Genomic DNA, 19,143 nt, shown 5'->3' with positions numbered 1-19,143 from the left:
TGAAGTGTTGGACCGCACGGTTAAGCGAGGGTTAACCCGGCTGAGCGCCGTCTGTCGCGAATGCGCGGTCACGGGTATCAGTTAAGACCATCGGGCGCCTGATGGAAAGTCATCGCGAGCAGTCAGTGCAACGCCAACTGCCGCCGATAAGGCAAATCCGGGCCGGTCTTGCCGCACGTCAACGCCGCCGCCTGCACCGCGAACTTGAGCATGCGGTCGATCTGTTCGCGACCCAGTTGCTTCACACCTTCCACCGAATCCAGCTGCTGCTCGGTCAGCCAGGCAATCAACGCTGCCTGAAAGGTATCGCCAGCGCCTACGGTGTCGACGATGGTTACCGCACAGGCTGGCGTCGACCACGAGCCGTGAACCCGGCTGAACACGCTCGCGCCTTCGCCGCCGCGCGTCAGGAACACCAGCTGACAGCGATGCTGTAACCAGCCTTCGATCACCTGCGCCGGATCCTGCCCCGGGTACAACAGATGCAGGTCCTCGTCGCTGACCTTGATCAGGTCGGCCAGCTTTGACAGCGTCGCGATCCGTTCACGCCACAGGTCAATGTCCGGCTGCGGGTTCAGGCGCACGTTCGGATCGAGGCTGATCAGGCGCTTGCCGCTTTCCCGGCGCACCAATGCCAATAGCGTGTCGGCGATCGGCTGCACCACCAGGGAAAACGAGCCGACATGCAGGCCGCGCACCTCGGGGCCGAGTGTCGGCAGGTGTTGCGGTTGCAATTGCCGGTCTGCGCAGCCTTCGCCGCGGAAGCTGTACTGCGGCGAGCCGTTGGCCCCGACCGCGACCATCGCCAGGGTGGTCGGCGCGGCGAATTCGAGCAGGAAGTCCTCGCGCACGCCTTCATCCTGCAGCACCTGCAACAGGCGCCGTCCGAGATAGTCGGTGGACAATCCGGCCAACAGCGCCGCGTCCACGCCCAACCGGCGCAAGCCCACCGCCACGTTGAACGGCGAGCCACCGGCGACGGCTTTGAAATTCACTTTGGACGCCAGGCCACCGGCGTCGTTTTCACTGAAAAAATCGAACAGCGCTTCGCCACACACCAGGTACATAGTCGTTCACTCTTCAAATAGGCTTGCGAGATGCTGTTGATAGCGTTCATACGCCTGCTGACAGGCTTGTACATTGTCGGCGTCCGGCAGGGTTTCGCTGGCCGGGTCGAGTTTCACGCAGCGCTCGCACAAAGTCGCCAGACTGTCTGCGTGCCCGTTTGCGGAGGACACGCACCAGGCCGCCTGAATCGCCGCACCCAGGGCCGCAGCCTCGCTTTGTTCGGTGCAGATCACCGGAGTATTCATGGTGTCGGCGACGATCTGTCGCCACACCGCACTTTTCGAACCGCCGCCGATCAGGCAAATGCTGCGGCTTTGTAAGCCATTGTGGCGTAGCAGGTCCAGTCCGTAACGCAAACCGAACGTCGTACCTTCCACCACTGCGCGGCACAGGTTGGCCCGGGTCAGGTTGGTCATGGTCAGGCCCGACAGACTGCCGCTGGCATGGGGCAGGGCGGGCACCCGCTCGCCGTTGAAGAAGGGCAGCATGCACACACCTTCAGCGCCGATCGGCGCGTTGGCCACGAGCGTGTTGAACTGTTCGATGTCGAGGTCCAGCAGGTCGCGAACCAGTCCGGTGGCATTGGTCAGGTTCATGGTGCAGATCAACGGCAGCCAGCCGCCGGTGGAAGAGCAGAACGTGGCAACGGCGGCATCTGCGGCGACGTTCGGCCGGTCGGCATAGGCGTACACCGTGCCTGACGAGCCGAGGCTCATGGTGATGGCTCCGGGCTGGATGTTGCCGGTGCCGATGGCCCCCATCATGTTGTCGCCGCCGCCACTGGACACCCGTGCCCGTGGGTTGATGCCCAGTTGTGCGGCAATGCCCGGCAGAATCGTGCCGACTGCCTGATGAGCCTCGATCAGCTCCGGTAGCGCGGCTTGCAGGCGTCCGCTCGGGTCGATGTCGCGCAACAGTTGCACATCCCACTGGCGCGTACGCACATTGAAATAGCCGGTGCCCGAGGCATCGCCGTATTCGCTGCAACTGCGCCCGGTGAGCCAGTGGTTGAGATAGTCGTGGGGCAGCAAAATGTGGGCGATCCGCGAGAACACTTCGGGATGCTGTTCTTTGGTCCACAACAGCTTGGACAAGGTGTAGCCCGGCGCGATGACCACGCCGAGGCGCTCCAGCGAAGCCTTTTCGCCGCCCAGGTGGGCCAGCAGGCGGTCATTTTCCTCGGTGGATTCGGTGTCGCACCAGAGCTTGGCCGGGCGCAGCACCTTGCCCTGATCGTCAAGCAGCACCAGGCCATGCTGCTGGCCGGAGACGCCAATGCCGAGTATCGACTGGCCATCGACCCCGGCCGAGAGCAACGCACGACGAGTGGCGCTGGCGAAGGCTTCGAGCCACTGGGCGGTGTCCTGCTCGCGGCGGCCATGGGCGCCGCTGATCAGGGTATGGGTGGCCGCACCCTGGCCGAGCACTTCACCGCTGGCCGCATCGAGGATGATGGCTTTGGTGCCCTGGGTGCCGCAGTCGATGCCGAGGAAGAGTTGTCGGGTTGTCATGCAGGATCCTTGATACACGTCTGGATTGAGTATCCCTGGTGTCTGTCAGGCCGCCATCGCGGGCAAGCCCCCACAGGAGTCTTCAGCGGACACAAAACCCCTGTGGGAGCGGGCTTGCCCGCGATGGCGGCTGCAGTATCACTCCAGGACTCAGGTCAACACCCGCTCCATAGTCCGCGACACCCCCACCTCACGCAAACTGTTGCAGCACCACTCGAACGCCGCGACAAACGCCGCCGAGCGGGGTATCGCCGTACCAAAAATCTCCTCGACCGCCAGCAAGCGCCGGGTGATCAGCGCATCATCGGCCACCAGCGCCTGGCAGAACGCGGCGCGCGGATCGGGGATGCTGTACGTATCGCCATTTTCATCCACGCCCTTCAGGTACAAGGCCCACGCCGCCACCACCAACGCCGCGCGCCGGGTCTCGCGGCCATCGGCGATCAAGCGGTTGATGGTCGGCACGGTGAATTTCGGAAACTTCGACGAACCGTCCGAACACACCCGTTCCAGCTGATCGGCAATCGCCTGGTTGGAAAAACGCGCCACCAGGGTGTTCTTGTACTCGGTCAGGTCAATGCCCGGCACCGCAGACAGTTGCGGGGTCACGTCCAGGTCCATGTAGGCGCGCATGTAGCGCACGAACAGCGGGTCGTTCATGGTTTCGTGGACGAACCGGTAACCCTTGAGGAATCCCAGGTAAGTCAGCGCCAGATGGCTGCCGTTGAGCAGCTTGATCTTCATTTCTTCATAGGGCGTGACGTCGTCGGTGAACTGCACGCCGACCTTTTCCCAGGCCGGGCGGCCATTGACGAATTTGTCCTCCAGCACCCATTGCACGAAGGGCTCGCAGACCACCGGCCAGGCATCGTCCACACCATGCTTGTCCGCCAGTTGCAGGCGATGCCGGGTGCTGGTCATTGGCGTGATGCGGTCGACCATGGCGTTGGGAAAACTGACGTTGGCGGCGATCCAGTCGCGCAGTCCGCTGTCGTGCAAGGCGGCGAAGGCCAGCAGGGCCTTGCGGGTGACGGCGCCATTGTGCGGCAGGTTATCGCAGGACATCAGGGTGAAGGCCGCTGTGCCGGCGGCGCGACGTTTGGCCAGCGCGGCACAGAGAAAACCGAACACTGTTTTCGGGTCGTCCGGGTGCGCCAGGTCATGCTGGATCGGCGGCAGGTGCGCCATGAATTCACCGCTGCTGTCGTCGATGCAGTAACCGCCTTCGGTGATGGTCAGTGAGACGATGCGGATCTCGGGGCTGGCCAGTTTGTCGATCAACGCCTGGGCGCCGTCTTCTGCCAGCAGCATGTCGCGCACGGCGCCGATCACTCGTACTTCGGTGTCGTCGCTGTCGCCGAGTTCGAACAGCGTGAACAGGTAGTCCTGATCCTTGAGGTCGTCTCGGGCACGCCGGTCCTCGGCGCGCAGGCCGACGCCACAGATGGCCCAGTCCAGGCCTTCTCCGGTGTTCATCAGCGCATCGGTGTAAAACGCCTGGTGGGCGCGATGGAAGCCGCCGACGCCGATGTGCGCGATGCCCTGGCGGGTATCGCCCAGCGCATAGGCGGGCAGGACCACTTCAGGGGCGAGGCGGTTGAGGTTGTGCTGGTTGAGTTTCATCGCAGGCTCTCGCAAATCAGGCAGCAACGCGCAGCGGGCGGCTCAGCGCCACGCCGTCGGCATCGAACAAATGGCAGTGTTGCGCGTCCAGGTGCAGGCTCAGGGTTTCGCCGTAGCGGCTGGCCAGATCGCCGCGCACGCGCAGGGTCAGTGCTTCACCGGAGGTCGTCCGAACGTGGCAAAAGGTATCGCTGCCCAGGCGTTCGCTGACATCGGCGGTGACCTGCAAGGTGCAGTCGCCGGGTTTGGCCAGCTCCAGGTGTTCCGGGCGGATGCCCAGTGTCACCGCGCCGCCGACGTTCAGGCTGGCACCGCTCAGCGGCAGGGTGATGCGGGTGCCGGCATCCAGCTGCACTTCACAGCCCTGGCCGTCTACACGGCTGACCTTGCCCTTGAGCAGGCCCATTTTCGGTGTGCCGAGGAAACCGGCGACGAACAGGTTGGCCGGCTGGTGATAGAGATCCAGCGGCGAGCCGACTTGCTCGATCCTGCCGCCGTTGAGCACCACCACTTTGTCGGCCATGGTCATGGCTTCGACCTGGTCGTGGGTCACGTAGATCATGGTCGCCTGCAGGTCTTTGTGCAGACGCAACAGTTCCAGGCGCATCTGCACCCGCAGGGCGGCATCGAGGTTGGACAGCGGTTCGTCGAACAGGAAGATCTTCGGGTTGCGCACGATGGCCCGACCAATCGCCACGCGCTGGCGCTGGCCGCCGGAGAGTTGCTTGGGCTTGCGTTCCAGCATCGGCCCCAGTTCGAGGATACGCGCGGCTTCACTGACTTTTTTCTCAACCTCGGCTTTTGCCACGCCCGCAAGGTCGAGGGCAAACGACATGTTCTTGCGCACGCTCATGTGCGGGTACAGGGCGTAGGTCTGGAACACCATCGCCAGGTCGCGCTTGGCCGGGCTCACTTCGGTGATGTCGCGGCCATCGAGCTCGATGGTGCCGCCGCTGACCTCTTCCAGCCCGGCGATCAGCCGCAGCAGCGTGGATTTTCCGCAGCCCGACGGGCCGACGAAGACCACGAACTCCTTGTCGTTCACTTCAAGGTCGATGCCCTTGATGATGGAGAAACCTTCGAAGCCTTTTTGCAGATTCTTGATTTTCAGGTTGGCCATGGTGGTGGGCCTCCGCTTGTTTTTCTGTAGGAGCGAGCTTGCTCGCGATAAATTTGTAGGCGGAGCGTTCTTCCTGTCTGCACGCGTTATCGTTCACGTCCATCGCGAGCAAGCTCGCTCCTACAGGGATCTTCATTTCACGGCGCCGAACGACAGGCCGCGCACCAGCTGTTTCTGGCTGATCCAGCCAAAGATCAGGATCGGCGCGCAGGCCAGGGTCGAGACCGCCGACAACTTGGCCCAGAACAGCCCTTCAGGGCTTGAGTACGAAGCGATCAACGCGGTCAGCGGGGCGGCTTTCGACGAGGTCAGGTTCAGCGACCAGAACGCCTCGTTCCAGCACAGGATCAGCGACAGCAGCACCGTGGACGCCAGGCCGCCCTTGGCGATCGGCAGCAACACCCGCAGCATTTCCTGCGTCAGTGTGGCGCCGTCCAGGCGCGCGGCTTCGAGGATGTCCCCGGGGATGTCCTTGAAGTAGGTGTAAATCATCCAGACCACGATCGGCAGGTTGATCAGCGTGTAGATCACGATCAGCGCGATCCGCGTGTCGAGCAGGCCGAAGCTCTTGGCCAGCAGGTAGACCGGCATCAGCACACCCACCGGCGGCAGCATCTTGGTCGAGAGCATCCACAGCAGCGTGCCTTTGGTGCGCTGGGTTTCGTAGAACGCCATGGAGTAGGCCGCCGGTATCGCGATCAGCAGGCACAGGGCCGTGGCACTGAAGGAAATCACCACCGAGTTCCAGGCGAAACTGAAGTAATCGCTGCGTTCGTTGATGTGCAGGTAGTTCTCCAGCGTCGGCATGAAAACGAACTGTGGTGGCGTGGCGAAGGCATCGATTTCGGTCTTGAAGCTGGTCAGCAGCATCCACAGGATCGGGAAGAAAATCACGATCGCGATGGCCCAGGCCAGCGTGCCGAGCAGCAGGCTTTGCAAACGACGGGATTGTTGAAGAGTCATGGCAGGCCTCAGGCTTTGTCGGTCAGGTTTTTGCCGATCATTCGCACCAGAATGATCGCCGCGATGTTGGCGATGACCACGGCGATCAAGCCGCCCGCCGAGGCCATGCCGACGTCGAACTGCACCAGCGCCTGGTTGTAGATCAGGTAGGCGAGGTTGGTCGAGGCGTAGCCGGGGCCGCCGTTGGTGGTGGTGAAGATTTCGGCGAACACCGAGAGCAGGAAGATCGTTTCGATCATCACCACCACCGCAATCGGCCGCGCCAGGTGTGGCAGGGTCAGGTGCCAGAAAATCGCCATGGGCCCGGCACCATCCAGGCGCGCGGCTTCTTTCTGTTCCTGGTCGAGGGACTGCATGGCGGTCATCAGGATCAGGATCGCGAAGGGCAGCCATTGCCACGAGACAATGATGATGATCGACAGCAGCGGGTAGTGCGCCAGCCAGTCCACCGGTTGCGCGCCGAACAACTTCCAGACGTAGGCGAGAATCCCCGACACCGGGTGGAAAATCAGGTTTTTCCAGATCAGCGCGCCGACGGTGGGCATGATGAAAAACGGCGAGATCAGCATGACCCGCACGAGTCCCCGACCGAGAAACTCACTGGCCTCCAGCAAGGCACTGATCAGCACGCCGAACACCACACTGATCAGCAGCACGCTGCCCACCAGCAACAGGGTGTTGGTGGCGCCGGGCAGGAAGCCCGAGTCCGTCAGGAAATAAGAGAAGTTCTCCAGCCCGACAAATTCGTTTTCACCCGGATTGAGCAGGTTGTAGCGGATCATCGAGAAGTAGAGGGTCATGCCCAGCGGCACGATCATCCACAACAGCAGCAGCGCTACCGAAGGGCTGACCAGGAACCAGCCGGGGTTGGCCACGCGGCTTTTGCGCTGGGGTTGAGGGGTTTCCACGTGAGCTTTGGCAATTGAGGTATTCATGGCGTTAAACCGATGGGTACAGATACATGTTCAGGACAGAAATCAATCCCGGTATCGACGCGGTCCCTGTGGGAGCGGGCTTGCCCGCGATGGCGATTGAGCAGCCAACATCCATGTTGAATGTGACTGCCTCATCGCCGGCAAGCCGGCTCCTACAGGGGTCTGGGTTACTTGGGATAACCCGCGCGCTTCATTTCGCGTTCAGTGGTTTGCTGGGCCGCCGCCAACGCCTGGTCGACGGTGGTCTGGCCGATCAGCGCCGCGGAAAACGCTTTGCCGACCTGGGTGCCAATGCCCTGGAACTCGGGAATGGTCACCAGTTGAATACCGATGTACGGCACCGGCCTCGCTCCTGGCTGGCTCGGGTCCGCGGCCTTGAGCGATTCCAGTGTCACTTTGGCGAACGGCGCCGCGCTCAGGTACGCCTCGCTGTAGGTCGAGGCACGGGTGCCCGGCGGCACGTTGGCGATGCCGTCCTTTTCTGCGACCAGTGCCCCGTATTCCTTGGAGGTGGCCCAGGCACTGAAGGTTTTCGCCGCGTCCTTGGCCTTGGAGCTGGTCGGAATGGCCAGCGCCCAGGAGTACAACCAGGCCGAGCCCTTGTCGGTGACCTGATGGGGCGCATAGGTGAAACCGACATGATCGGCGACCTTGCTCTGGGTCTTGTCGGTAACGAACGAACCGGCGACGCTGGCATCGACCCAGATCGCGCATTTGCCGCTGTTGAACAGCGCCAGGTTTTCGTTGAAACCGTTGCTCGACGCCCCCGGGGGGCCGGATTTCTTCATGGTGTCGACGTAGAAATCCAGCGCATTTTTCCACTCGGGACCGTTGAATTCCGGCTGCCACTTTTCATCGAACCAGCGCGCGCCAAAAGCGTTGGCGACGGTGCTGACCAGCGCCATGTTCTCGCCCCAGCCGGCCTTGCCGCGCAGGCAGATGCCGTACTGCTCCTTGTCCTTGTTGGTGAGTTTGCCGGCGAATTCGCTGATCTGCGTCCAGGTCGGGCGCTCGGGCATGGTCAGGCCGGCGTCCTTGAACAGGTCGGTGCGGTAATAGGTGATCGAGCTTTCGGCGTAGAACGGCAGGGCATACAACGAACCCTTCACCGACAGGCCCTCACGCACCGACGGGAACACGTCGTCGAGGGCATAGCTGGCCGGCAGATCCTTCATCGGCTCCAGCCAGCCCTTGGCGCCCCAGAGTGCGGCTTCGTACATGCCGATGGTCAGTACATCGAACTGCCCGCCCTGGGTGGCGATGTCGGTGGTTAGGCGCTGGCGCAGGACGTTTTCTTCAAGCACCACCCAATTGAGCTTGATGTCCGGATGCTCGGCCTCGAAGGTTTTCGAGAGCTTTTGCATGCGGATCATGTCGCTGTTGTTGACGGTGGCGATGGTCAGGGTCTGGGCGCCAACGCTGACGCTGCTGAGGGTCATGCAGGTGAGGGCAAGCAGGGCTTTTACCGAAGGTCGCATCGTGCACTCCTTTTCTGCACCCGGTGGGTTACAGAAGGACAGTTATTGTTTTTGTGTCTTCCTGGGGCGGGAAGAATGTGCGCTGATTACATCCTTCAATCGAAGGCGAGACAAATCATCCATCGCACTTGTTTCGATACTTTTTTGCACTGAACTTTTGGGGGGTTGACGCAAGGAAGGGCTTTTCAGCGAGAAGGTGGTATTGAATACGTATAGGTTTCAGGGGTTATCGCTATACCTGTGGGAGCGGGCTTGCCCGCGATGGCGGTGTATCAGTCACCCACAATGTTGGATGGGAGTCCGCTATCGCGGGCAAGCCCGCTCCCACAGAGATTTGAGGTGTGTCTTCAACCCAGGTTTTGCTCGGTCAGACGCTGCACCACCAGGCGCCGGTAATGCGAAGGCGTCATGCCCTTGAGCTGCTGGAAGCGCCGGTTGAAGTTGGAAATATTGTTGAAGCCCGACTCGAAGCACACGTCAGTGACCGGCTTGTCGCCGTCGGCCAGCAACTCGCAAGACTTGCTGATGCGCAGTCGATTGACGAATTCGATGAAGTTGCGCCCGGTGGCCTGCTTGAATACGCGGCTGAAGTAGGTGGGCTTCATGCCCAGGTGTTCGGCGACCTCTTCGAGCGGCAACTCCCGGGCGTAATGGGCGAAGATGTAATCCACCGCGCGGTTGGTGCGATCGATGTTGTTCTCGTCGGCCAATTGGGGGGTCGTCGCGCCAGAGAGCAATTGGTAGTCATCGGTGGCCGCGAGCAATTCAAGCAAGATGAAAAAGTGCCCGAGCCGGGTGATGCCGGCGGTATCGGCAATGCGCTGCATCAATTGCATGGCCTGGGCGATGGTGTGCTTGCAGCGGAACTCGATGCCGTACTGCGCGCGCTCCAGCAACGGCGCCAGGCTCTTGAGTTCGGCGAACACCTGATAGCCGCTGTCGAACAACTCGTCGGTGAAGTTGACCAGCATGTCGCGCTTGGGCACCACTTCGTCCTCGGCGACCTGGCTGATCCAGTTGTGGGGCAGGTTGGGGCCGGTCAGGAACAGGGTTTGCGGGTAGAAGTTGCCGATGTAATCGCCGATGAACACCTTGCCGGAACTGGCGACGATCAGGTGCAGTTCGTATTCCTTGTGGAAATGCCAGCGCACCAGCGGGCAGGGAAAACCATGCTGGCGGTAGATGATGGACAAGCCGTTGTGGTCGTCCATCAACTCATAGGAAGGATCGGTGACTCTGGCGGTGCGGGTCATGTCAGGGCGCTTGTGTTGTTATCCCGCCCGGATAATGCCTCCTGCCGGCGGGATAACGCTACTACCGGCGGTGTACCTGATCGTGCAAGGCTGGGCCGTACACCGCTTTCATGCTGGTGGCGCTCCAGCAATATCGGACGATTTCCGACTCATCGAAAAAATCGGTGTTAATGATGCAGCAGCGCGTGACCCAACCTGCCGTGGTGTTGAACCAGTCGTTGATCTGCCGTTTGATGTTCGCGGGTCCGCCGAGCAACGAGTAGGTGGTCGCGGACAGTGACCAGAGGAATGATGTCTCATAGGGCACCGCTTCCAGGGTTTGCGCGATGTAGCGTTGCAACTCGGCGGGGGCGGAAAACGTGTCGTCAAGCCACTTGTGCGGGATGCGCGGCCAGAAGTACTGGCCATCCAGGTCCGACAGGGCAGGTGCAGCGATGATCACGCGGCGGTGCCGGCTCGCACTTTTCAGTTCTCCGACCGTTCTGAAACCGTCCCCAGGCAGGACGGCCCGCTGCCCCAGTTGCCGAACTAGCCAGTCATTGAGCCTTCTATGATCGAAAGGTTTGGTGCCATCGCCCAGTTGATGGAAGTCCAGCACGATGAATTCGTCCGGATTTCGATCCAGGAACAGCAGCAACGCATCGACCAGATCGTCCAGGACGCGCTGCGAGCGAAAGCCGTTGTGGTGAAAGTAGAACCCGGATCCAGCCGAGTCGGCCTTGTAGCCCAGGCGGATATCAAAGGCGCGGGCGCCATTGGCCAGTTGCCACGCGAAGGTGTCGTTCTGACAGATGGTCCAATTGCCGATCACGCCATCATCGTTGCGCGACTTCTTGTCCATGCCGGCGTTATGCACGCCAGGCCAGACAATATCGGTGAGTTTCAGGTTATTGATGTCGAGGGTGGTGCTCATCCAGGTTTGCTTGTCGAGCAAACCACGCGTATTGCCGGTCATGACCATTCCTTGTGCGAGTCACCCCGTCCGTGGGGTGAGAAGCGCTCAGGTTAGCCGGTCGGGCGCGGCAAAGGCGGTAACTATGTATTGCACAAAGAGGGCGGGTTACGCCTGATCCAGGCGGTTCTTCGCCTCGATCCATTGCGCCATGTATTGAGTGCTCTTGTGCTGATGATGACGCAGCATGCTGCCGGTGAAGTTGTCTCGTCTTATGTGGGCCAGATCCCGTTGGCACTCGACCAGCCGCTGGATCAAGACCGGGCCATGAACGGATTTGCGGTATCGGCTGGCAAGCAGGGCCTGCCCATGCGCCTGGGCGAGCAGCCAGTGCGACTTGTCGTTGTGGAGTCGCACGGCATGATCGGCGAACTCCTGTGCCGAACGGGTCACCGCACCGGGCCACGCCTCTTCGCCATGCATCGCCTCCGCACCGACGGGTGTGGTCACATTCGGTGTGCCACAAAGCATCGCATCGACGATCTTGCCTTTGATCCCCGCGCCAAAACGCAGGGGCGCCATGCAGACCCGCGTCGACGACATGACCTGCAGGGCGTCCTCGGCCCAGTTCATCACATGAAAACCTTGTGCGGGGTTATGCAGGGCGGTTGCCTTGGGAGGTGTATAGGCACCATAGATATGCAATTGAGCACTGGGCAATTGCTCGCGAATCAGCGGCCAGATAGCGGTTTTCAACCAGAGCACCGCATCCCAGTTGGGCGCGTGGCGAAAGTTGCCGATATGAAGAAAGTGTGCCCGGTCTTCGTACTCTGTTGGCGCAGTGGCCGGAAGTTCGACCATCAATGGGCACCAGTGCAGCAAGTTGCGCGGGATCCTGAACTGCTCGACCAGCAATTCGATTTCCACTTCGGAAACCATCAGCGTCAAATCACAACGATAAAACGAAGCGATTTCGCGCTTCGCCAGATCGGTTTCGGCCATGTGTTGGAATTCGTCACGCGACGCGGGAGCGAACAGGTCGCTGAAGTCATTGTTGTCAGCGCTGGCCTTCAAGCGCTCCTTGAGACGCTGATGCCGGCCATGCCGGAGGCTTTGCAGGTCGCAACTTTCCAGCACGCGCAAGGCATCGGGACAGTGCTTCTCGACGCGCCAGCCGAACTGCTCTTCCATCATGAATTGATCGAACAGCACGATGTCCGGCGCCAGTTCGCTGATGAATGCGTCGAAACTGCTGTTGTTCAGCTCGATGGGAACTTCGCGAATGCCCAATGCCGTCAGGTCTGCGCGCTGCTCGCCGAAGCCTGCCGGGCTGCTGAAGGTGACGTCCCAGCCTTGTTCGAGGAAAACCTCGAGAATCTGCATGACATGACCGCTGGCCGCGGAAGAGCGGGGCTCGGGCCAGACGTAACCAATAACCAGGACTTTGGTTGCGCGGGGCTCGATCATGTACGGGATTTCCTTGAAGCGAAGACAGGGCAGGGACGAAAAAGGCGCGCATTAAACCACAGCGCAGCCCGGGGTCACTTGAGAATGTCTTTGACCTTGTCGCGCAACTGATCAATGGAGAACGGTTTGCCGATCATGTGCATGCCTTCAGGCACTTCGATATTTTCGGCATAACCACTGGCGAACAGGATCGGAAGGTCTGGACGCAAAACACGGGCTTCATTGGCCAGTTCGCGGCCGTCCATGACCGGCAGGCCGACATCGGTCATCATCAGGTCGATGTGCTGGTTCGAGTCCTTGAGGATCTCCAGCGCCTGCTCGCTGCCATCGGCTTCCAGTACCTTGAACTCCAGCTCCTCCAGCACATCGACGATCAGCATGCGCACGATGGTATCGTCTTCGACGACGAGGATGGTGGAGGCGTTGGCGGATGACATAGTGGAATTCCTGAAAAGTTTGGCATTGCCGGTCGCTGGAAATCGCCGGCCTCTTGCATCAGTAAGTGGCGGATCCCGACAAGTTCCCAAAGCGCGGCAAAAAACAATGTGGCGCAGAACGGCAAGAATAACCTGACGCTTTGCACGGCGCAGAGGAATGTAGGACCTTGCGCGAAAACATGTCAGAAAAATGGATCAATGTGCCAGTTTTGGGGCAAACTCCCTTCATCCTGACAGTTCGACAAGGCCTGCCCCATGACCTCCGCGTCCTCGGTTGATGAGCAACGATTTCGTAAACTCCTGAGCCGCAACATCAGCCTGCCATTGGGTCTGGGGCTTATCAGTGCGGTGTTCTTCATTTCCCTGATCACCTATCTGCTGTCGACGATCCAGTGGGTGGAACACACCGACCGGGTGATCAATAACGCCAATGAAGCGGTCAAGCTGACCGTGGACCTGGAAACCGGGATGCGCGGTTTCCTGCTCAGTGGCGACGAACATTTCCTCGACCCCTACGAAACCGCCAAGCCACGAATTGCCGTGGCCCTCAACACCTTGCTCGAGCTGACCGCCGATAACCCGGTGCAGACCGACCGCTTGCTGCGGTTGCAGGCGTTGCAGCTTGAGTGGACCAGTTATGCGCAGTCGATGATCGATTTGCAGCGCAGCAGCGGTGATTATCGCTCCGCGGTCAAGGCCGGGCGCGGCAAGCGCCTGACCGATGAAATCCGCAAGCAGTTCGAGGCGGTGATCGACACCGAGCAGCAGCTGCGCACATCGCGCAATGATGAGGTGCGACGCACCACGGTCCTGAGCATCAGCCTCTATCTGTTGCTCATCGCCGGCGTCAGCGGCTTGCTGGCCTATGTCGGGCGCCGCGATTTGCTCAATCTTTCGCAAAACTACAGCGTCAATCTCGCGGCCCAACAAGCCAGCGCCCACCGCCTGGAACAACAGGCCTGGCTGCGCAACGGTCAGACCGAGCTCGCGGAACAGGTGCTGGGGCAGTTGAGCCTGAACCTGCTGGGGCGCAACATTCTGCAGTTCTGCGCGCAGTACCTCGGCACGGCCGTGGCGGCTATTTATGTTCGCGATGACCATGGTGGCCTCAAACGCATCGCCAGCTACGGATTTTCCCGCGAGCAGGAAGCGCTCGAGCAGCAGATCTACAGCGACGAAGGCATTGTCGGCCAAGTGGCACAGCAGGCACGGCTGATTCGCCTGGACGAGGTTCCGCAGGATTATTTCAAGGTCAGCTCCGGCCTCGGTGACGGTTTGCCGCGCAGTGTGCTGGTGGTGCCGACCAGTGACGACGAGCGGGTCAATGGCGTGATCGAACTGGGCTTTCTGCGCCCGTTGAGCGACCGTGACATTGAATTGCTCGAGCTGATTGCCGGCAACATCGGCACTTCGATCGAAGCCGCGCGCTATCGCCAGCGTTTGCAGGATGTATTGGCCGAGACCCAGCAACTCAATGAAGAGTTGCAGGTTCAGCAGGAAGAACTGAAAACCGCCAACGAAGAACTCGAAGAACAGTCGCGGGTGCTCAAGGAGTCCCAGGCGCACCTGGAAACCCAGCAGGTGGAACTGGAACAGACCAACGAACAACTCGCCGAGCAGGCCGAAGCCCTGGCCGAGCAACGCGACGCCATGGACCTGAAGAATACCGAACTCAACCAGGCGCAGGTCCAGCTCGAAGAACGCGCGGAAGAATTGCAGCGTTCGAGCAAGTACAAGTCCGAGTTCCTTGCCAACATGTCCCACGAACTGCGTACGCCGCTCAACAGCTCGTTGATCCTGGCCAAGCTGCTGGCGGAAAACCCGGAGGAAAACCTCAGTGCCGAGCAGGTCAAGTTCGCCGAATCGATCTATAGCGCCGGCAATGACTTGCTCAACCTGATCAATGACATTCTGGACATTTCCAAGGTCGAGGCCGGCAAGCTGGAGATCCGCCCGGAGAACACCAGCGTGACGCGTCTGGTGGAGGCGCTGCGCGGGATGTTCCAGCCCTTGGCCACGGACAAGCAACTGGATTTCCGGTTCGAGGTGCAGGACGGCGCGCCGCAGATGCTGTTCACCGACCGCCAGCGCCTGGAGCAAGTGCTCAAGAACCTGTTGTCCAACGCCGTGAAATTCACTGAAAGCGGCAGTGTCAGCCTGTCTGTCGCCAAGGCGCCGAACAACGGCATCGCGTTCAGCGTCGGTGATTCCGGGATCGGCATTGCCGTGGATCAGCACGAAAGCATTTTTGAAGCGTTCCGTCAGGCCGATGGCACCACCAACCGCCGTTATGGCGGCACGGGGCTGGGCTTGTCGATCTCCCGTGATCTGGCAGCCTTGCTCGGCGGCTCCATCAATGTGACCAGCAAGCCGGGGCAGGGCAGTGTGTTTACCCTGGTCTTGCCACAGCACTATGTGGAACCTGGCGAAGAGCCTGTCGAACCGATGCGCATCGATCCGGTGGCGCCAAGCGAATCGCCGAGCACATTGTCGCCGTTGTTGGCGGCCGTCGAGATTGCGCGTTTCGCCGATGATCGAAACAAGGGGCCGTTCACCGGCCGCTGCATTCTGGTGGTGGAGGATGAGGCGAACTTTGCGCACATCCTCTACGATCTTGCGCATGAACTGGGTTATCAGTGCCTGGTGGCCCATGGCGCCGACGAAGGCTACGACCTGGCCAAGGCGTTCATCCCCGATGCGATCCTGCTGGACATGCGCCTGCCGGATCATTCCGGCCTGACCGTACTGCAACGCCTGAAGGAACACGCCGAAACCCGGCACATCCCGGTGCATGTGATTTCGGTCGAAGACCGGGTCGAAGCGGCGATGCACATGGGCGCCATTGGCTATGCGGTCAAACCCACCACCCGCGAAGAACTCAAGGACGTGTTTGCGCGCCTCGAGGCCAAGCTGACCCAGAAGGTCAAGCGCGTGCTGCTGGTCGAGGACGACGATTTGCAGCGCGACAGCATTGCCCGCCTGATCGGCGACGATGACATAGAGATCACTGCCGTTGGCCTGGCCCAGGAAGCACTGGACCTGCTGCGCACGTCCGTCTTCGATTGCATGATCATCGACCTCAAGCTGCCCGACATGCTCGGCAACGACTTGCTCAAGCGCATGTCCACCGAAGACATCTGCTCCTTCCCGCCCGTCATCGTCTATACCGGACGCAACCTGACCCGGGATGAAGAGGCCGAACTGCGCAAGTACTCGCGCTCGATCATCATCAAGGGCGCACGCTCGCCGGAGCGCCTGCTGGACGAGGTGACGCTTTTTCTGCACAAAGTCGAATCACGGTTGTCCCATGACCGGCAGAGGATGCTCAAGGTTGCCCGCAGCCGCGACCGAGTCTTCGAAGGCCGCAAGGTGCTGCTGGTGGACGACGATGTGCGCAACATCTTCGCCCTCACCAGCGCGCTGGAGCAAAAGGGCGCAGTCGTGGTCATTGGTCGCAATGGCCGAGAAGCGATTGAACGATTGAATGAAGTGGAGGACATCGATCTGGTGTTGATGGACGTGATGATGCCGGAGATGGACGGCTTTGAAGCCACCGTGGAAATCCGCAAGGACCCGCGCTGGCGCAAATTGCCGATCATCGCGGTGACCGCCAAGGCCATGAAGGACGATCAGGAGCGCTGCCTGCAAGCCGGCGCCAACGATTACCTGGCCAAGCCCATCGACCTCGATCGCCTGTTTTCGCTGATTCGAGTGTGGCTGCCGAAGATGGAACGAATCTAGTGGAGCGCAATTTTTCAGTGGAGCGAAACAGCGAAATCGAACTGCGGTTGTTGATCGAGGCGATCTACCTCAAATACAGCTACGATTTTCGCGACTACTCCGGCGCGTCGATCAAGCGCCGGGTCAACCATGCGTTGAGTCAATTCGAGTGCAACACCATCTCGGCCTTGCAGGAAAAGGTCCTGCACGATCCGGCCGCGTTCATGCAATTGCTGCAATTGCTGACCATTCCGGTCAGCGAGATGTTTCGCGATCCCTCGCACTTCCTCGCCATCCGCAAGGAAGTGGTGCCGCTGCTGCGAACCTACCCCTCGATCAAGATCTGGATCGCCGGATGCAGCACCGGTGAAGAGGTGTATTCGATGGCCATTCTGCTGCGTGAAGAGGGCCTGCTCGACCGCACGATCATTTATGCCACCGATATCAATCCGCGCTCCCTGGAAAAAGCCAAGCAAGGGATTTTCTCGATGGAGAACGTCCGCGCCTACACTGCTAATTACCAGCAGGCCGGTGGCCAGTGTTCGTTCGCCGACTACTATACGGCGGCCTATGGGTTCGCGATTTTCGACAAGACACTGCGCGAGAACGTGACCTTCGCCGATCACAGCCTGGCGACGGACAGTGTGTTCTCGGAAACTCAATTAATTTCATGTCGTAACGTGCTGATTTACTTTAATAAAAAACTTCAGGATCGAGCGTTCGGACTGTTTCACGAGTCCCTCTGCCATCGCGGTTTCCTGGTGTTGGGCAGCAAGGAAACCCCGGATTTCTCGGCCTTTGGCGATCAGTTCGAGCCGCTGGTCAAACAAGAACGGATTTATCGAAAAACATGAACAGTGCAACGAAGCTGCCAGCTATTGAAGCAATCGTGATCGGTGCCTCCGCCGGTGGCGTCGAGGCGCTGTTGAACCTCCTCGGGCCGCTACGCGAGGGCTTCGCACTGCCGATCATCGTCGTGCTGCACATGCCGGACGAGCGCCGCAGCCAACTGGCGGATGTATTTTCCCGGCGGGTTGCCCTGCCGGTGCTTGAGGTGTGCGACAAGACCCCGGTCGAGGCCGGCACGCTGTATTTCGCCGCGCCCGGTTATCACCTGTCGGTGGAGCAGGACCGCAGCTTTTCCCTGAGCCTGGAGCCTCGAGTGCATCATTCGCGACCCGCCATCGATTACCTGTTCGAATCCGCCGCCGATGTATACGGCGCCAGGCTCGTTGCGGTATTGCTCACCGGCGCCAACCGCGATGGCGCGCGCGGGCTGGCCCAGGTCAAACAGCACGGTGGCATCACCATCGTGCAGGACCCGGAGGAGGCTCAGGTCGCCACCATGCCCCAGGCTGCGCTTGATTTGCATCAGCCGGACCACATACTTCCTGTACACGGCATCGGCCGTTTGCTTGTCGAGCTGGAACGAATCGCATGCTAAGTAATATCCAGGCCAAACTGCTGATCGTTGATGATCTGCCGGAGAATCTGCTGGCGCTCGAAGCGCTGATCAAGCGTGAAGACCGGGTTGTGTACAAGGCTCTGTCCGCCGACGAAGCCCTGTCACTGCTGTTGCAACACGAGTTCGCCATGGCCATCCTCGATGTGCAGATGCCCGGCATGAACGGCTTCGAGCTGGCGGAATTGATGCGTGGCACGGAAAAAACCCGCAACATCCCGATCGTGTTCGTCAGCGCCGCCGGGCGTGAGATGAACTACGCGTTCAAGGGCTATGAAAGCGGCGCCGTGGACTTCCTGCACAAACCGCTGGACATGCACGCGGTCAAGAGCAAGGTCAATGTGTTCGTCGACCTGTATCGCCAGAGCAAGGCGATGAAGGAGCAGGTTGTGGCCCTCGAGCAAAGTCGCCGCGAACAGGAGACCCTGCTCAAGCAACTGCAGAATACCCAGCTGGAACTGGAGCAGGCGGTGCGCATGCGCGATGACTTCATGTCCATCGTCGCCCACGAAGTGCGCACGCCGCTCAACGGCCTGATCCTCGAAACCCAGCTGCGCAAGATGCACCTGGCGCGGGACAACGCCGCCGCCTTCACCCTCGACAAGATGCACGCCATGGTCGACCGTGACGAACGGCAGATCAAAAGCCTCATTCGCCTGATCGAAGACATGCTCGATGTTTCACGCATTCGCACCGGCAAGTTGTCGATCCGCCCTTCATGTTTCGATCTTTCGACGCTGGTTCGCGACCTGTTGCACAACTTTTCCCAGCAGATCGAGGCTGCCGAGACTTCTGTCACACTGGATGCCGAGCAGCCGGTGATCGGAAACTGGGATGAATTTCGTATTGAACAGGTGATTTCCAACCTGCTGACCAACGCCTTGCGCTACGGGGCCAAGAGCCCGATCTCGGTGAAGGTATACAGTGAAGGGGGCCAGGCGTTGGTGGACGTACAGGACCAGGGGATCGGTATCGGCGAAGAAAACCAGAAGCGCATATTTCAGCAGTTCGAACGCGTGTCGGCCAGGCACGCCGTCGCCGGGCTGGGCCTGGGATTGTTCATTTCAGAACAGATTGTGGCCGCCCATGGCGGTACTATTACGGTCCAGAGCAGGATTGGCGAAGGCGCCTTGTTTCGCGTTTGTCTGCCGCAGTAGGAAAACAGCCAGATAAACGCAACCTCTGACCGACCCCACGGTCGTATCAGCAGCAAT

15 protein-coding genes are annotated in these 19,143 nt (G+C 60.4%); 4 read left to right on the top strand and 11 right to left on the bottom strand.

Annotated elements, in window-relative coordinates; translation table 11 throughout:
• Nucleotides 1-122: 122 nt before the first annotated feature.
• The 11 genes from AB4O16_RS02435 to AB4O16_RS02385 all read right to left on the bottom strand — a co-directional run bounded on the left by AB4O16_RS02435 (nucleotide 123) and on the right by AB4O16_RS02385 (nucleotide 12,747).
• Entirely contained in the window at nucleotides 123-1,067 is a 945-nt protein-coding gene (locus tag AB4O16_RS02435; protein ID WP_460156899.1) for a carbohydrate kinase family protein, read from the bottom strand.
• A gap of 6 nt (nucleotides 1,068-1,073) precedes the next feature.
• Nucleotides 1,074-2,579, bottom strand: a complete 1,506-nt coding sequence (gene xylB, locus AB4O16_RS02430; RefSeq protein WP_460156898.1) for a xylulokinase — start codon at nucleotides 2,577-2,579, stop codon at nucleotides 1,074-1,076.
• 150 nt (nucleotides 2,580-2,729) lie between these two features.
• Nucleotides 2,730-4,202: a mannitol dehydrogenase family protein gene (locus AB4O16_RS02425; RefSeq protein ID WP_460156897.1), complete on the bottom strand. Its 1,473-nt coding sequence runs from the start codon at nucleotides 4,200-4,202 to the stop codon at nucleotides 2,730-2,732.
• A 16-nt stretch (nucleotides 4,203-4,218) separates the two neighbouring features.
• A complete protein-coding gene (locus AB4O16_RS02420; RefSeq protein WP_460156896.1) occupies nucleotides 4,219-5,322 on the bottom strand; it encodes an ABC transporter ATP-binding protein in 1,104 nt (367 codons plus the stop codon).
• A gap of 132 nt (nucleotides 5,323-5,454) precedes the next feature.
• Nucleotides 5,455-6,285: a carbohydrate ABC transporter permease gene (locus AB4O16_RS02415; RefSeq protein WP_460156895.1), complete on the bottom strand. Its 831-nt coding sequence runs from the start codon at nucleotides 6,283-6,285 to the stop codon at nucleotides 5,455-5,457.
• A gap of 8 nt (nucleotides 6,286-6,293) precedes the next feature.
• Nucleotides 6,294-7,220: a carbohydrate ABC transporter permease gene (locus AB4O16_RS02410; RefSeq protein WP_460156894.1), complete on the bottom strand. Its 927-nt coding sequence runs from the start codon at nucleotides 7,218-7,220 to the stop codon at nucleotides 6,294-6,296.
• Between the two features lie 167 nt (nucleotides 7,221-7,387).
• Nucleotides 7,388-8,698 (bottom strand): ABC transporter substrate-binding protein, encoded by a 1,311-nt coding sequence (locus AB4O16_RS02405; RefSeq protein WP_460156893.1) that lies wholly within the window; start codon nucleotides 8,696-8,698, stop codon nucleotides 7,388-7,390.
• Between the two features lie 347 nt (nucleotides 8,699-9,045).
• Nucleotides 9,046-9,951: an AraC family transcriptional regulator gene (locus tag AB4O16_RS02400; protein WP_160385527.1), complete on the bottom strand. Its 906-nt coding sequence runs from the start codon at nucleotides 9,949-9,951 to the stop codon at nucleotides 9,046-9,048.
• A 61-nt stretch (nucleotides 9,952-10,012) separates the two neighbouring features.
• Complete coding sequence (locus tag AB4O16_RS02395; RefSeq protein WP_460156892.1) at nucleotides 10,013-10,906, bottom strand: PI-PLC domain-containing protein; 894 nt, start codon at nucleotides 10,904-10,906, stop codon at nucleotides 10,013-10,015.
• A gap of 105 nt (nucleotides 10,907-11,011) precedes the next feature.
• Nucleotides 11,012-12,310: a glycosyltransferase gene (locus AB4O16_RS02390; RefSeq protein ID WP_160385529.1), complete on the bottom strand. Its 1,299-nt coding sequence runs from the start codon at nucleotides 12,308-12,310 to the stop codon at nucleotides 11,012-11,014.
• A gap of 74 nt (nucleotides 12,311-12,384) precedes the next feature.
• Complete coding sequence (locus tag AB4O16_RS02385) at nucleotides 12,385-12,747, bottom strand: response regulator (protein ID WP_460156891.1); 363 nt, start codon at nucleotides 12,745-12,747, stop codon at nucleotides 12,385-12,387.
• Nucleotides 12,748-13,002: 255 nt separating this feature from the next.
• Between AB4O16_RS02385 and AB4O16_RS02380 the strand changes: the two genes are divergently transcribed.
• The 4 genes from AB4O16_RS02380 to AB4O16_RS02365 are packed head-to-tail and all read left to right on the top strand — an operon-like array spanning nucleotide 13,003 to nucleotide 19,086.
• On the top strand, nucleotides 13,003-16,488 hold the full coding sequence (locus tag AB4O16_RS02380) for a response regulator (protein WP_460156890.1): 3,486 nt from the start codon (nucleotides 13,003-13,005) through the stop codon (nucleotides 16,486-16,488).
• Complete coding sequence (locus tag AB4O16_RS02375; RefSeq protein WP_460156889.1) at nucleotides 16,488-17,321, top strand: CheR family methyltransferase; 834 nt, start codon at nucleotides 16,488-16,490, stop codon at nucleotides 17,319-17,321. The genes AB4O16_RS02380 and AB4O16_RS02375 overlap by 1 nt, the downstream gene beginning before the upstream one ends.
• Nucleotides 17,318-17,911, top strand: a complete 594-nt coding sequence (locus tag AB4O16_RS02370) for a chemotaxis protein CheB (protein WP_460156888.1) — start codon at nucleotides 17,318-17,320, stop codon at nucleotides 17,909-17,911. Before AB4O16_RS02375 ends, AB4O16_RS02370 begins: the two co-directional genes overlap by 4 nt.
• Nucleotides 17,905-19,086, top strand: a complete 1,182-nt coding sequence (locus AB4O16_RS02365) for a hybrid sensor histidine kinase/response regulator (protein ID WP_460156887.1) — start codon at nucleotides 17,905-17,907, stop codon at nucleotides 19,084-19,086. Before AB4O16_RS02370 ends, AB4O16_RS02365 begins: the two co-directional genes overlap by 7 nt.
• Nucleotides 19,087-19,143 lie beyond the last annotated feature (57 nt).

Source organism: Pseudomonas sp. S2_H10, assembly GCF_054668285.1.
Note: the sequence above shows the minus strand (reverse complement) of the source record. Positions and strands in the feature narration are given on the sequence as shown.

Bases quoted from the DNA above. Each gene is read 5' to 3' on its own strand.
- AB4O16_RS02380 (WP_460156890.1), top strand. From the start codon at position 13,003: ATGACCTCCGCGTCCTCGGTTGATGAGCAACGATTTCGTAAACTCCTG.
- AB4O16_RS02390 (WP_160385529.1), bottom strand. From the start codon at position 12,310: ATGATCGAGCCCCGCGCAACCAAAGTCCTGGTTATTGGTTACGTCTGG.
- AB4O16_RS02370 (WP_460156888.1), top strand. From the start codon at position 17,318: ATGAACAGTGCAACGAAGCTGCCAGCTATTGAAGCAATCGTGATCGGT.
- AB4O16_RS02405 (WP_460156893.1), bottom strand. From the start codon at position 8,698: ATGCGACCTTCGGTAAAAGCCCTGCTTGCCCTCACCTGCATGACCCTC.
- AB4O16_RS02400 (WP_160385527.1), bottom strand. From the start codon at position 9,951: ATGACCCGCACCGCCAGAGTCACCGATCCTTCCTATGAGTTGATGGAC.
- AB4O16_RS02425 (WP_460156897.1), bottom strand. From the start codon at position 4,202: ATGAAACTCAACCAGCACAACCTCAACCGCCTCGCCCCTGAAGTGGTC.
- AB4O16_RS02365 (WP_460156887.1), top strand. From the start codon at position 17,905: ATGCTAAGTAATATCCAGGCCAAACTGCTGATCGTTGATGATCTGCCG.
- AB4O16_RS02420 (WP_460156896.1), bottom strand. From the start codon at position 5,322: ATGGCCAACCTGAAAATCAAGAATCTGCAAAAAGGCTTCGAAGGTTTC.
- AB4O16_RS02410 (WP_460156894.1), bottom strand. From the start codon at position 7,220: ATGAATACCTCAATTGCCAAAGCTCACGTGGAAACCCCTCAACCCCAG.
- xylB (WP_460156898.1), bottom strand. From the start codon at position 2,579: ATGACAACCCGACAACTCTTCCTCGGCATCGACTGCGGCACCCAGGGC.
- AB4O16_RS02385 (WP_460156891.1), bottom strand. From the start codon at position 12,747: ATGTCATCCGCCAACGCCTCCACCATCCTCGTCGTCGAAGACGATACC.
- AB4O16_RS02435 (WP_460156899.1), bottom strand. From the start codon at position 1,067: ATGTACCTGGTGTGTGGCGAAGCGCTGTTCGATTTTTTCAGTGAAAAC.
- AB4O16_RS02415 (WP_460156895.1), bottom strand. From the start codon at position 6,285: ATGACTCTTCAACAATCCCGTCGTTTGCAAAGCCTGCTGCTCGGCACG.
- AB4O16_RS02395 (WP_460156892.1), bottom strand. From the start codon at position 10,906: ATGACCGGCAATACGCGTGGTTTGCTCGACAAGCAAACCTGGATGAGC.